The 13,435-nt window shown below is 41.3% G+C and carries 12 protein-coding genes; 6 read left to right on the forward strand and 6 right to left on the reverse strand.

Annotated features, from left to right (window positions below):
• Positions 1-121: 121 nt before the first annotated feature.
• Positions 122-790, forward strand: coding sequence for a glycosylhydrolase-like jelly roll fold domain-containing protein (locus FNH22_RS05280; RefSeq protein WP_143397302.1), 669 nt, complete (start codon positions 122-124; stop codon positions 788-790).
• Positions 791-887: 97 nt separating this feature from the next.
• Here FNH22_RS05280 and FNH22_RS05285 read toward each other — a convergent pair whose 3' ends face one another.
• On the reverse strand, positions 888-1,670 hold the full coding sequence (locus FNH22_RS05285) for a LytTR family DNA-binding domain-containing protein (RefSeq protein WP_143397303.1): 783 nt from the start codon (positions 1,668-1,670) through the stop codon (positions 888-890).
• 12 nt (positions 1,671-1,682) lie between these two features.
• On the reverse strand, positions 1,683-2,783 hold the full coding sequence (locus FNH22_RS05290; protein ID WP_143397304.1) for a sensor histidine kinase: 1,101 nt from the start codon (positions 2,781-2,783) through the stop codon (positions 1,683-1,685).
• Positions 2,784-3,091: 308 nt separating this feature from the next.
• On the opposite strand from FNH22_RS05290, the gene FNH22_RS05295 reads away from it, so the two are divergent.
• Positions 3,092-4,180, forward strand: a complete 1,089-nt coding sequence (locus tag FNH22_RS05295) for a BamA/TamA family outer membrane protein (protein ID WP_143397305.1) — start codon at positions 3,092-3,094, stop codon at positions 4,178-4,180.
• Positions 4,181-4,328: 148 nt separating this feature from the next.
• Here the strand turns inward: FNH22_RS05295 and FNH22_RS05300 are convergent, their stop codons facing one another.
• The 4 genes from FNH22_RS05300 to FNH22_RS05315 all read right to left on the reverse strand — a co-directional run bounded on the left by FNH22_RS05300 (position 4,329) and on the right by FNH22_RS05315 (position 9,583).
• On the reverse strand, positions 4,329-4,715 hold the full coding sequence (locus tag FNH22_RS05300) for a DUF983 domain-containing protein (RefSeq protein WP_370513168.1): 387 nt from the start codon (positions 4,713-4,715) through the stop codon (positions 4,329-4,331).
• Positions 4,716-4,783: 68 nt separating this feature from the next.
• Positions 4,784-5,677: an AraC family transcriptional regulator gene (locus tag FNH22_RS05305; RefSeq protein WP_143397306.1), complete on the reverse strand. Its 894-nt coding sequence runs from the start codon at positions 5,675-5,677 to the stop codon at positions 4,784-4,786.
• A gap of 301 nt (positions 5,678-5,978) precedes the next feature.
• Positions 5,979-7,757: a DUF5060 domain-containing protein gene (locus FNH22_RS05310; protein WP_143397307.1), complete on the reverse strand. Its 1,779-nt coding sequence runs from the start codon at positions 7,755-7,757 to the stop codon at positions 5,979-5,981.
• Positions 7,758-8,050: 293 nt separating this feature from the next.
• A complete protein-coding gene (locus FNH22_RS05315) occupies positions 8,051-9,583 on the reverse strand; it encodes an arylsulfatase (RefSeq protein ID WP_143397308.1) in 1,533 nt (510 codons plus the stop codon).
• Between the two features lie 497 nt (positions 9,584-10,080).
• Here FNH22_RS05315 and FNH22_RS05320 point away from each other — a divergent pair, with 497 nt between their 5' ends.
• The 4 genes from FNH22_RS05320 to FNH22_RS05335 all read left to right on the forward strand — a co-directional run bounded on the left by FNH22_RS05320 (position 10,081) and on the right by FNH22_RS05335 (position 13,434).
• On the forward strand, positions 10,081-11,244 hold the full coding sequence (locus FNH22_RS05320; protein ID WP_143397309.1) for an ATP-binding protein: 1,164 nt from the start codon (positions 10,081-10,083) through the stop codon (positions 11,242-11,244).
• A 270-nt stretch (positions 11,245-11,514) separates the two neighbouring features.
• Complete coding sequence (locus FNH22_RS05325; protein WP_143397310.1) at positions 11,515-11,934, forward strand: DUF1801 domain-containing protein; 420 nt, start codon at positions 11,515-11,517, stop codon at positions 11,932-11,934.
• Positions 11,935-12,299: 365 nt separating this feature from the next.
• Positions 12,300-12,539 carry a hypothetical protein gene (locus tag FNH22_RS05330; protein WP_143397311.1) on the forward strand — a complete coding sequence of 80 codons (240 nt, stop codon included), beginning with the start codon at positions 12,300-12,302 and terminating at the stop codon, positions 12,537-12,539.
• Between the two features lie 76 nt (positions 12,540-12,615).
• Entirely contained in the window at positions 12,616-13,434 is an 819-nt protein-coding gene (locus tag FNH22_RS05335) for a formate/nitrite transporter family protein (RefSeq protein WP_143397312.1), read from the forward strand.
• Position 13,435 lies beyond the last annotated feature (1 nt).

Raw genomic sequence — 13,435 nt, forward strand, 5'->3', positions numbered from 1 at the left:
CCAACGCAAACTCCTTTTTGCTCTTGCCCGATAGCAGCCACTCTTCGTAATGCTCTTGCATCTTTGAAGCGTCGTGTCTTTTCATCACGCAAGATTACAGGGTTTAGGCCAACTTTGAAATATGCGGTTCTTCGGATGGATACGTTTGTCTGAACACATTTCAGTTAAAGCTGATTTCCAGGTGCCAGATGATCTCTATCCCTGGGTTTGGAACCCTGAAACAGGAGAAAAGATGCTTTACCCAACCAGTGGAGGCAGAAGTGAACTTGATTTAGCACTTCCCCGGGCTACTTCAATAGTAATTGTTTTTGAAAGTAGCTCAATAGGAGAAAAATTTCAACCATTCGATTTCAAAAGGGAAGGAAAAGAATTATCAGGAGTATGGAAATTGCAACTTAATCATATCAACGGGGAGACAGAGCAAATAAAATTAGAAACTTTAACCGACCTGATCGAAAATAGCAAGACCAGGGATTTTGCCGGCGAGGTTATTTATGAAAAAACGCTAACCATTGACTCAAACAAATACCAATACCTCAATTTAGGAGATGTTCAAGGCATTTCAGAGCTTACTATAAATGGAGAGCACATTGGAACCAAATGGTATGGTGCACATATTTTTAATATTAAAAAGGCGCTGAAAGAAGGAGAAAACAAGCTTACCATCAAATTGACAACTATCACCGGTAATTATCTTAAAAGCCTGTCAGATAATAAGGTGGCACAAAATTGGACCCGACATCAGAAATATAATTCCATGGGAATTATCGGACCTGTCACAGTTATTTAAGATGGGTTTTAATGGCTGGCTTACATAAAAAAGGCATGGTAAACTGTCGAATATTAGTAGACTTCAATCACGGACTGAAATCCGGTCAAATGCCTACTCATTCATAATGCTTTCCATCCAGCCACCTTTTGAAAGCGGGAGATTTGGCCTTACTTATAATAACCTCTTCATTAAATGCCGGGTTCAGCTCTACTTTTAGCCGCTTGTTGAAGTACAAATGTATGGCCTGAATTGCATCGAGGTGTACCATTAATTGACGGTTAAGTCTAAAGAACACGGTAGGGTCAAGATTGCCTTCCAATTCTTCCAGGGTGTAATCGATCAGATATTGTCCACCGTCGTATTTCTGAAGCAGTACCATCTCATTGGTAGTATAAAAATAGGCGATCTCTTCTGTTCTAACTTTGAGCAGTTGGTCATTGTATTTCACCAGGAACCTGTCCTTATACTGTTTTTTCCCATCTTGCCTGAAGTTTTCAATTAAATCCTGCATACGAAAAAACTGGTCTTGAAGAGAAAAATCGGGGCGTAAGGTCTTATATTTTTCTATCGCAGTGCGCAGTTCCACCTGCTTGATAGGTTTCAGCAAATAATCCATTCCATTCAGCTTAAAGGCCCTGATGGCATATTGATCAAAAGAGGTGGTAAAAATGACAGGGGTCTTAATGCTGTTTTTTTCCAGTACTTCAAAGACCAATCCATCTGAAAGTTGTATGTCAGAGAAAATAAGATCGGGCATGGGATGGGTTTCAAACCATTGATTTGCTGCCGTGACAGAGCCGAGGATGGCTACCACATCAGATTCGGGAGCTACCAGTTCAACCAATTCCTGTAATCGCTCAGCAGCGGGATATTCGTCTTCAATGATCACGGTGCGCATATTTGTAAGTAGTTAGGGTGTTAAGGTAGAGACATCGGGTAATGGTGCAGGAAAAGCATCCCTATGAACAAAAGGCACTTTTACGGTAAAAGAATCTTCGGACTCTATTACCTGCAGAGGTTTACCGGTGGCCATTATACAGCGACGCTTGAGGTTTTTTAACCCCATACCCGTAGAAGGTTCTAATACAGATTTAGCCCTTTTGTTATTGGTGATCACCAAATGATCCGGGGTATCAGTCACCACGATCACCAAAGGGTTACCCGGAGAAATGGCGTTATGTTTAATTGCATTTTCAAGCATTAACTGGAGCGCGTATGGTGGTAGTTGCACATCATCATCCTTAGTGTTCAACATCACTTTATAAGCCAGATCGTCTCGAAACCTGCTTTTATTTAATGAAATATAAGCTTGTGCAAAGGTGAGTTCTTCCTTCAAAGAAATGAGATGTCTGGCACGGTGCTCCAACAAGTACCTGTAAACGTCAGCCAGTTGCTCTAAATAGGTGATAGCTTTCTTATTTTTCAGATCAATTAATGAGGAGAGTGTATTCAAACTGTTAAAAAGGAAATGTGGGTTAAGCTGGTCCCGCAAAGCGGATAGTTGTGCATCTACCAGTGCCAGCTGTATTTCTGACTTTTCCCTTGCCAGTTTTTCTGCCTTGGTAAGGTGTACTTTCCATCCCTGATAAAAATCAACCCCCTCATAAACAGCGATAATAAGATAGCTTACAAGAAGGCCGTATAAGAAATTGTCTTTGAATACACGGAATGAAATAGAAGGCATAACTTCAAAAAACCTAAAACCACCTAAGAATAACAGGCAAAATAGTAAGATAAATAAAGTGCAACTCAGCATCTGCCAAACTAACCGTCGAATGGTGAATTCAAACCCGGGTAGTCTTTTATTCCAAAAAGAACCTACATATCGATTACCTTCCCAAAGGATATAAATATATCCCATGGCAATCCAGGGCTCCCAATCAACAAAATCCGGATTCCAGTTCTGCAAACTCTTCTCATCCCGAAAAAGCAGGTATAATAACGGGATAAAGAACCATTGAGGGATGCGCTCACGCACATAGGAAATAATATACTTCAGTTTTGGTGTCATAAACCGACCGTCTTTGGTTATTGAAGTTAGCTCCGGCGGCTTTGGGAACCAACATTAAGGCTGGCTAATTGACCCCATTTGAGCTTGAAGAAGTCCCAAAGAGGTTTTAACTGACCCACCTTTGTTTCTACCCTTATCATACTTTTGAATTCCAGCTTGTTACAACCATTTCTCCTTGGTTTAGGCCCTCTTCACCCCATGTTTGGCCCCGGCTCGGTACCATCAGCTTTCTACGTACAGTTGTACTCTCCAAATTTGGCACATCAAACAACAAAAAACATATCAAACTCAATCATTTACATCTACTAATGTATTATTATATAAAAATCATATATACGACCATCTTACTTGGCTTTTCCTTTTGTATTCATGCTCAAACGGATTCTACCAAACAATATAATTGGGAAATAATTCCTTTGATCAGTGTAAGCCCTGAAGTAGGTTTGTTATTAGGGGTCAATCCTATATTCAACTTCAAGACAACCCCTGAAGACACACTATTACGCTCTTCTTTTCTCAGTCCGCAGGTGTTTGGTACGTTCCGCGAACAATATGGCATACAAATACCAGGCAACCTGTTTTTTAAACAAAACGACTATTCGCTTGACCTGATGATCAGCGGTGTTAACAGTGAATGGAGGTATTATGGAACAGGCAATAATGTGGACCTTGATAAATACGACAGATACCGCTTCCGGGCACTCTCCATCGATATAGCATTGCTGCGAAAAGTAATGAAGAACGTGTACGCAGGCGCCGGTTACCGGTTCAATCACCAGGACATTTTCACTCCTCCGGAAGGAGGTATTCTGGAGACGGACAGGCCGGTGGGCTACAGGGGTTTTACTGCGTCAGCGCCGGCACTGCTGTTAAGGTGGGAAAGCCGTGACAACATTTTAAATGCCTATCGGGGCACCTTTCTTAATTTGCGAGGAGAATTACACAGGAACGCCACCGGAAGCACCCACTCTTTTGAAGTTCTAACCGTAGATTTTCGTCATTATATACCCCTTTCAAAACGGCCTTATCATGTATTGGCCTTTCAACTGCTACACCAGGCCACCTTTGGGCGTGTTCCTTTTGCAGAGCTAGGTATGCAGGGGGGAAGTGCCATACAAAGAGGCTATTTTGCAGGAGCCTATCGTGACCGGTATTCATTGGCGTTTCAAATGGAATACCGTCAGATGCTGGGGGGAAAATTGGGAGCTGTATTCTTTGTCAGCACTGGAAATGTAATGCCGGCATATGACCGGTTAGACCTGAACGAAACTACATTTGCCGCTGGCATTGGATTGAGGTTTGCGTTGATCTCACAAAATCGGATTAACCTCCGGTACGATCATGCTTTCGGAAATAACAGCCAAGGGCAGTATTTCGGGATTGGCGAAGCTTTCTGAATAATTAATGAAACGGCAGTAACCAGTCATGCAAGCACATTGGACCTTATCTTCATGCGACATTTTTTTAGCGAATGCCCCATACAGGAAGTAATCTTCCCTTTCAATCTAAGAGATACTGGCTGAGGTTATTATTAAATACCATCGATCATTCCTGAAATATGTTCTTGCTGTCCTTCTCAAATCGTACAAATATGCTGATCCACAAAACTCTGGACCATCTGAAAGTCAAAGGCAGAAGTCCCACTACCACCAAAATGATCGCTACCATCATTTCCAATGCACCGACTTCATCAAAGAATATATAGGACAGCATCCAGACCCCCAAAAAGTAGGCCGCACTGAACCCGTAACTAATGAACATAGCGCCAAAATAATACCCGGGTTCCGGTTCAAAGGTCTGCCCGCAACAGGGACAGTTTTTATTCATATCCATGAACTTTTTAGGGTGATATAATGTGCCCCTGGCAAACATTCTGCCCTCACGGCATCGGGGACATCTAACGGTTAATATACTTTGCAGCAAGGAATTCATAATGCGCTTATCAATGGTATCCACAAAGAAACGTAACCGATAAAAGCAAAACTGAGACAAATCATCCTTTATATAGCACGATTTAGTGTTTGCTTAAACTGTTCCGGGTTTTCGCCTACATGCTTTTTAAAAAAACGAATGAAATAGGAAGCGGAAGAGAATTTTAATTGTTCGGAAACCTGGCTTACCGTTAGATCTGAATGTGCAAACAGACGCTTTGCCTCTAATATTAATCGGTCGGATATGAGATTAGTTAACGTTTGCCCCACATGCTTCTTGCATATACTATTTAAATAGGAAGGGGATATATGCAACAGGTCCGCATATTCGTTGGGTTTCTTCAGTTCAATGTAGTACTGATCGATCAACTGTTCCAGCTTTCTTAACTTTTGCGTAGACGCATTGGCAAACCTCTCCTGACCGTCCTTTGGGTAATACCGGGCCAACTTCAATAGAAGAAGATCCAGGTAACTTCTCAAAATTCGCAAATCGATAGCCCTGTCCGATTTTCTAAATTCTTCATGCATCTCCGTGACTATAAAATCAATGGCATGCAATTCGGAAGGTAATTGGATCAAAGGATTGGCATTTAGCGTATGAAAAAAAGGAAATTCGATCAGGTTATTACAGTTCAGGTTCATTTGATAAAATTCCCGAAGAAAAAAAATAATGTATCCATCTGTATCCGGTTCCAAACGCCATGAATGCACCTGGCCCGGGGTCATTAGAAAAAAACTTCCCGGTTTTACCGAATAATTTCTAAAGTCAATATTATGGGTTCCGCCTCCACTAGTAACATACAAAAGCAGGTAAAAATCATGGTTATGGGGTCGGCTGACAAATTTGTGTTTTGCAAGATGCGGCTTGAACTGTTCAATGTAAAATGAGTTGTTGGTTGCCTTCAGGCTAAAACTGTCCAGTTTATAGAGAGGTGGAAGGTCTGAGGAGAACGATTTTTTCATATACACTATGCTTACTTCCGGAATGGATATTTAACGTTAATCTAACTGGAATAAAAACAAAAGATAGTATTCAATGAAGTAAGAAGATCCCTTTTCAAGAAGTTGTTTTACTCATTTCACCTTTATCGAGCCCATTGAGATGTCATGCCGCAAATCCAGTTCAACATACCTAATGAACAACTAAAAGTTATAAAGAGGCAAAAAGGGTAATCAAAACATCACCTTTATAGTAGTCGAGGTGTCATCAGCAAATATGAAGCTGAAAAGAGAATAACATTGATCTTACGACAAATATTTCGCCTTATTTTTTATTCACCAGTACAACCCAGTCAGATTGCGGACTATGAGGCGGCGTTCCCAAAGCATGCTTATCTCCACCTTTAAGGGTTTTGATCTCCCCTTTTTGAAGTGCTCCTCCCTTTCGGGGATCGTACCAGCTTACCGAGTATTTACCATTGATCCCGGTAAGGTCCAGTGTGGTTTCACCCCCGGATTTCAGATATATAACATAAGTGTTACCGGGATACGTAAGGCAATAAGCATCCCCATAGGAAAGCAGACTGTTGTTAGGAGTCATCTGTGCTAAAGGAAGTTTTTGGAAGAACTCTGTAGCATAGGAAGTCATTCTCCAGATGCGGTCACGACTGTGCCAGTCTTCACAACTCAAGTCACTATGAGGGTATTTATATCCAAAGTAATGTTCTACTCCCGAACCTCCCGCCATGAGGTTGCCCCAGATCACCTCGCGTCGCACAGTATCCTGCTGGTCCGGATAATCATCAGGTAACACACCTCTTTGAGCAGGGCCAATCTCATCTACCCATATTACCCAGGGGCGCCCGGATTCTATAGATCTTTTGCGCCACTTCCTGGTCGTTTCGTAAGCCCACTCCAGCTTGTGTACCTGGAAAGATACCCCTTGTAACGGACTTTTACTCCCTAGCAGAGGAGCCATAGTGTTCTCGTGGTCTTCCAGCGAGGGTAACGTGTGGATCACAACAGGGTTTCCATAGGGTTCATGTTGTACCATATAGTCGATCATTTCCTTTCTAAGCTTATCGGTTTGACCGATAGGGCTCCATTTAGCAATCCCGTTTTCTTCTCCCATATTCCATACTATACCCGGGTGGTGCGCAAAGCGTGCCATCAGTTCTCTGTAGTAAAGCTTGCGTTGAATGCCCGTTTGCCCTATGTCCAGCAAGCATTCATTTTCCGTTTCCTGTGTGATCACGTGCTTTACAAGTCCTAACTTATCCAGATGAGTAAATACAATCTCCCACTGGTCAAGTTTGCTCACATCAAACCGGTAACGCTCATGTTCATCAGTCCAGGGCCATACGTTTTTACCATCTCCCATAACGTTCATAGTCAGGAAATAAACCGCATTGATACCTGTGGAAGCTAAGTAGTTAAGCGCTCCAACAATATTTTTACCCTTTCCACCTTTCCAGGTAGGGTCTCCGGGTTTCCATTCCATGGCGTGGGGTTCAAAACGATGTTTCAACGGTGTATCGTCAAATTCATAGTACCCAAGCAAATCTTCGGGGCTGTTGGCTCCCCCTTTGATAAACAACTCATCAGTACCGGTGAATTTAAAGTAAGGGCCGTTGTTATATGCCAGACGGCCTTTATATCGTAAGTCCCGCCCTTTTTTATCCGTTTTTTGGATAGAGAGCGATCCACTGGTTCCGTCCGGATTCATGGGTATTCCAGCATTTGGGTCATCACTAATAGAAATATTCTTACCCTTTCTAAAAGATACCTTATAATGCCATTCCCCGGCCGAAGGAGCTGCAAAACGTGCCTGCCATTTGTTCCCTGAACGACTGCCGGTTTCAGCTGCATTGCCATCCGCTGCATAGTACCCGGGTACAGTGAGTTGCGTATCCTCTTTCGTAAAAGTCACCTGTAGCCTGTAATTCAGAAATGGATTTAGCGTATCGTACTCACTGGTTTCCGGCCCATCTAAGGTTAACGTAACTGAATGCCAGGTTTTAAGCTCTCCGGTGATTTGCTGTGCAGACACAGCGTACATCGACATCGGCCCGATAAAAAGAGCCAGGTAAAGAATTCTATGCATATCCGTAATTTAGATCAAAAGATAAGATAGCAAATTGATTTAACAGATTGAAAAGGTTTGCCCAGGGTATAAAGTATTGTATTATTCCATCAGGCTTCATACTCACCACTTTACTTTCCTAAAGTTACTGAAGGCTTACTTCTTTCCAGTACAAAATCTGATCGTTACATCAACCTTTCGGACCAGATTGAAGGGTATATCATTATTCAATACCGGCGTGATGATATCCGGCTTGTCCATGTTCAAACTTTACAAATACCTGATACATGTGTCTTACCTTCTGGCCATTTGTATCATTTTTCACGCGTGGGAGCGCTTAATATCTTGTTTAGATGCTCTTCCATCTCTTTTACCAACGCTACATTTTCTTCAGCGATGTTATTTGTTTCTCCCGGATCTTTTTCCAGGTCGAATAACATCGGAATTGTACTAAAACCAGGATCTACAAATTTATTTTTGAGCCATCCGGGTATTTCATCTCGTTGTTTTGGTTGAATGTATTTGTACTTATCTTTCCTGAGTCCGTAAGCATAAGCCTGTTCAAAAAGCACTTTCCTACCTTCTTGCTCTTTCCCCAGCCAGGCATCCAAATGATCTTCACTGTCAGGTGCATCTCCCTTATTTAATTTTTCACCTACCAGGCGGGCCAAAGATGCATACAAATCAACTTGTGAAAGAAGGGCATGGCTGGTCCCCGGCCTGATTTCTCCGGGCCATGAAACAATGGTTGGCATCCGGGTCCCTGCTTCGTAAATGGAATATTTAGAACCCCTGTAAGGTCCGCCTGGTGTATGCCTTCCTACCAGTTCACGGGCGTAATCCAGATAGCCATCGTCAAGTATCGGACCATTATCACTGGTAAAGATCACTATGGTATTGTCTTCTATAGCCAGACTCTTTAATTTATTAGTTATCTCACCCACACACCAGTCCATTTGGGCTATAACGTCCCCCCTGGGGCCCATAGTACTGGTTTCAATGAACCTGACGTTTGCAATGCGTGGCTGGTGAATATCATGTAAAGAAAAGAAAAGGAAAAAAGGCTGCTGTTTGCTGGCCTCAATAAAGCGGACTGCCTTTTCTGAAAGTACAAATGGAATTTTTTCGTCTACCCACAGAGCGCTTTCCCCTCCTTTCATATAGCCTATCCTGCTGATTCCATTGGTCACTGCGCCAAGGTGTTGACCGTCCGCATATTGCTTTAATAATTCCGGGTGGTCCCGGCCCAAAGGGTAGCCATTATCAACAGGCGTTTTGTAATTGACTGAAATGGGGTCTTCAGTATCTAATCCGACCACCTTTTGATCTTCCAAAAAAACGGTAGGCACCCGGTCTCCCGTCGCCGGGATCAAAAAGCTGTAGTCAAAGCCCACCTCTTTTGGGCCCGGCTCTACTCTACCATTCCAATCCGTATTTCCATCGCCAAGACCCAAATGCCATTTGCCCACTACCCCAGTTGTATACCCTGCATCTTTCAACATATCCGGAAGTGTGCGCATTTCCGTGTCAATGATGAGCGGAGCATTCCCGTTTAAAATTCCGGCCCGGTTCCTAAAGGCATAACTTCCTGTAATAAGAGAATATCGGGAAGGTGTACAGGTAGCGGCAGAAGCATGGGCATCGGTAAAATTGATCCCATTGGAAGCCAACTTATCTACGTAGGGGGTTTTTACTCCTATTGCCCCATTAACCCCTATGTCACCATATCCCAGATCATCCACATAAATAATGATAATGTTAGGGTAGGTTTTTTGAGCTTTTGAATGGGTATAAAAGCAGAAAGTTATCAATGCAACCAGATAGAGAAATTGTCTTGTCCTTTTCATGCGTTCTATATTTTAGTTTTTGCAGGAATAGAGATCGTTATATGGAGGTGTCTTTCCAGCATCCGGTTACAAAATATCTAAACTGATCTATTTCTACATCCTGTATGTTATATCCGTTCAGCCGCCCCTCAACATTGGTGCGGCACCTTGCTTAATACTCGACATACATTGTTTTTAAGCCCATCGTATTCACCTGCTTAAAGAACATCTGTAAAAATAATACCTCAAACCCATAGGAATATAGACAAATTATACTCAAGTATGGATAATATTACTATCTAACAGGTTTTAAAAAGGTAAATAGAATAAGGGATTTGAACGCTTCTTTGTCCTTAATTCGAGTTCCTAAGACCACTGCTAATTAAAAATCAAATGCTTAACATCTCACATCGGCAAGTAACACGCCGAATAACTCAGAAATCAATATTTAATTAAAATTTCGCTTTAAGACAAAGGTACAATTTTAAAATTCAATTTCAAAAATGTACCTTTAAAAAATGATTAGTAGGAACCTCAAAGAGAAACTGCTTCAGCTCATTGAATTATTCCCCATTGTTTCGGTTACGGGACCTAGACAATCAGGGAAAACCACTTTGGTACGGAATACGTTTTCGCATCTGCCCTATGTTTCTTTGGAAAACCCGGATCACATGCAATTTGCACAGGATGATCCCAGAAAATTTCTAGCTAATTATCCTGAAGGGGCTGTTTTTGACGAAGTACAAAGGGTTCCGGAGATATTTTCCTATTTACAGGGAATTGTAGATGAGGAACAGTCAAAAAAATATGTTCTTTCCGGCTCACAGAATTTTTTACTTGCAGAACAAATCAGTCAGAGTCTTGCAGGAAGGGTTGGTATTCTAAAATTATTACCTTTTAGTATGGCCGAATTGAAGGATGCAGAGTTACTCGACCCATCATTTGAAAAAGTGGCCTATACTGGATTCTACCCCAGAATATTCGATCAAAATATTCAACCGAATGATTTTTATCCAAATTATGTTCAAACCTATGTTGAACGTGATGTTCGACAACTCACCCAGGTAAGTAATTTGAATACTTTTTCCACATTTTTAAAATTATGTGCCGGACGAGCAGGACAGTTACTCAACCTGTCTGAATTGTCTAACGATGTTGGTATATCTGTTAATACGGTAAAGTCATGGATCAACATACTGGAATCGAGCTATATCGTATTCAGGCTATACCCCCACTACAAAAACTTCAATAAGCGGCTAATAAAAATGCCCAAGCTGTACTTTTATGATACCGGATTGCTCAATTATTTATTAGGCATCCGGGAATATGCTCAAATACAAACTCATTTTGCAAAAGGGGCTATTTTTGAAAACCTGATCATTGCAGAATTATTTAAACAAAAGTATCACAGCGGAAAAGAGCCTAATCTATATTTCTGGCGAGATAATAAAGGAAAGGAAATTGATTTATTAATCGAACATGACCTGCAATTATTAATTCCTGTTGAAATCAAATCAGGTGCTACAAAATCAATGAGCTTTTTTGAAGGGTTAAAATATTGGAATCGGTTATCCGGAAATGAACCGGAAAATGCTTATGTCGTATACGGAGGTGACGAAGATCAATTGACTGGTCATGGCCACCTAATAGGTTGGAAGTCATTTATTGATCATTCATTTTAAACTGCTATTTTCTATCTCAGATCGTTTCCTGTACTTATTAAATAACGTGGGTTTCTCGTTTGAATAATTATAAAAATATTTCCCATTTGTCCATCGGAAATGAACATGACTAACATCTGGACCCATCCAAAGAATTGTATCAAATCATCGCAGATACTTTAAAAAAGGCAAAAAAATCTCCTTCCCTTGTTTGGGAATGGGCCATACATTATGAGTTAATGCAGAGATAGCACCAGCATTTCTGTTTCTGATAATGTGTAACTTAAGGCTATGGAATTAATCAGTGAACCTCAAGTAGCGGATGTTTTTAAAGGCTACGCTCCGGACATTCGCCAAAAAATACAGCATCTTCGTCAGGTCATTATTGACACCGCTTCTGAAACGGAAGGGTTGAAAAAACTAACAGAAACGTTAAAATGGGGAGAACCCAGTTATGTTACCAAAAGAGGCAGTCCCATTCGAATAGATTGGAAAAGGTCCAACCCTCAGTACTACGCCATGTACTTTATTTGCACCACTACCCTGGTGGAAACATTCAGGATGGTTTATGGAGATCTTTTCCAATACCAGGGTAATAGAGCGATCCTTTTCCACCTTGATGACAAGATTCCTGTTACGGAATTAAAACATTGCATTTCCCTGGCCTTAACGTATCGGCAAATCAAGCACCTTCCTATGTTGGGGGTTTAGGTAGGTCAATTTTGTATACCCGAAACATTGGAAAATCTATCCTTACTTCCTGATAAAAGTTTACCGCCACATCAGTACACCCCCTATCTCTTCAGAACTGAAAGAGTTGTACTTTAAAGTATTAGGTCGTGACAAAGCATAAAGCCAATCTTAATAACCGACCGTAGAGAAGCCATCTAAAACAGACTTAGCTAAAAGACAGACTTTCTTTGGCCCTCAAAAAAATTTGTATTTCTATTGTAGCATAATTTCTACATGTTTTAAGAAAAGGAATGCTGTAAAGTAGCTTAAACCTCGTCTCGGTGGGTAAAATCAACCTGGATCGATTTTTTAACTAGTGCTTAAGTAAAATAAACACTATGAATATGAAGGCTAAAAAATCATGGCTATATAGTATTTACACTTTGATCTTCCTCATCATTCTTTCAGGATGTTTCTCTAACGAAGAAAAAAGTCAAGATGAACCTCTCACGAAAACGGTCATACCTCAACAGCCGGACCACCTGACCATAACACAGTATGTAAAAGATGGTGTACGTTATGACAATAAGGATACTGTGGTTGCAAAAGAATTACCGGTGGACACAGCCCTCATTTTAAAATAATGCAACTAAAAGATCAGAAGTGTTGCTTATTGCTCGTCTATTCCCATTAACTTTCATCCAACAAACTAATCCATAGATGCTCAATTTCCCCCGTCGAAAAAAAGACGTTAATGTAGCTTCAGACAAACCCAAAGAAGTTCGTCAAATTTTAGATGAGCAAATAGAAGCGGGTCTCAATGAATTTAATCGCTCCAATCTGGGCTTGTTTATATCGGCTTTTGCAGCCGGATTGGAAGTAGGCTTTAGTGTTTTATTTATGTGTACTTTATATAGCCTGTTTGGTGGTACCATTAGCACTGAATCATTACATCTCTATCTCGCTCTGAGCTATCCTATCGGCTTCATTTTCGTAATTATAGGCCGTTCTGAGCTTTTTACTGAACACACTGCGTTGGCTATATTACCCGTATTGAGTGGATCTGTACGTTTGAAACAGCTATTCAAATTGTGGGGCACGGTTTACTCAGGTAATCTTATAGGTGGATACGTCTTTAGTTTCCTTATTTCGGAGATAGGCAATCAGGTTGGTTTTATAGAACCCTCTTCTTATGCTTACCTGGCCCATCATATGGTAGATTACGACTGGAAAACCATCTTACTGAGCGCACTATTGGCCGGATGGATGATGGGGCTGTTGGGATGGCTGGTAACCTCTGCACAGGAAACTCTCAGCCGTATTTTTGTAATCATACTTGTCACTTTTATCATTGGCGTGGCAGGCCTGCACCATTGCATTGTAGGTTCAATAGAAGTATTCCTTGGTGTGATCACAAGTGACGAGATAACGTTTACGGATTATTTGCGTTTCCAGGTTTGGGCTACCATTGGAAATGCCATTGGCGGCGCCGTCTTTGTGGCCATTTTAAAATACAGCCACGTTCGTCTGAACAAATAAC

Source organism: Fulvivirga sp. M361, assembly GCF_007097395.1.
Lineage (GTDB): Bacteria > Bacteroidota > Bacteroidia > Cytophagales > Cyclobacteriaceae > Fulvivirga.

Excerpts from the sequence above, each read along its gene's own strand:
- FNH22_RS05280 (WP_143397302.1), top strand. The coding sequence starts at position 122 with ATGCGGTTCTTCGGATGGATACGTTTGTCTGAACACATTTCAGTTAAA.
- FNH22_RS05285 (WP_143397303.1), bottom strand. The coding sequence starts at position 1,670 with ATGCGCACCGTGATCATTGAAGACGAATATCCCGCTGCTGAGCGATTA.
- FNH22_RS05290 (WP_143397304.1), bottom strand. The coding sequence starts at position 2,783 with ATGACACCAAAACTGAAGTATATTATTTCCTATGTGCGTGAGCGCATC.
- FNH22_RS05295 (WP_143397305.1), top strand. The coding sequence starts at position 3,092 with ATGTATTATTATATAAAAATCATATATACGACCATCTTACTTGGCTTT.
- FNH22_RS05300 (WP_370513168.1), bottom strand. The coding sequence starts at position 4,715 with ATGAATTCCTTGCTGCAAAGTATATTAACCGTTAGATGTCCCCGATGC.
- FNH22_RS05305 (WP_143397306.1), bottom strand. The coding sequence starts at position 5,677 with ATGAAAAAATCGTTCTCCTCAGACCTTCCACCTCTCTATAAACTGGAC.
- FNH22_RS05310 (WP_143397307.1), bottom strand. The coding sequence starts at position 7,757 with ATGCATAGAATTCTTTACCTGGCTCTTTTTATCGGGCCGATGTCGATG.
- FNH22_RS05315 (WP_143397308.1), bottom strand. The coding sequence starts at position 9,583 with ATGAAAAGGACAAGACAATTTCTCTATCTGGTTGCATTGATAACTTTC.
- FNH22_RS05320 (WP_143397309.1), top strand. The coding sequence starts at position 10,081 with ATGATTAGTAGGAACCTCAAAGAGAAACTGCTTCAGCTCATTGAATTA.
- FNH22_RS05325 (WP_143397310.1), top strand. The coding sequence starts at position 11,515 with ATGGAATTAATCAGTGAACCTCAAGTAGCGGATGTTTTTAAAGGCTAC.
- FNH22_RS05330 (WP_143397311.1), top strand. The coding sequence starts at position 12,300 with ATGAAGGCTAAAAAATCATGGCTATATAGTATTTACACTTTGATCTTC.
- FNH22_RS05335 (WP_143397312.1), top strand. The coding sequence starts at position 12,616 with ATGCTCAATTTCCCCCGTCGAAAAAAAGACGTTAATGTAGCTTCAGAC.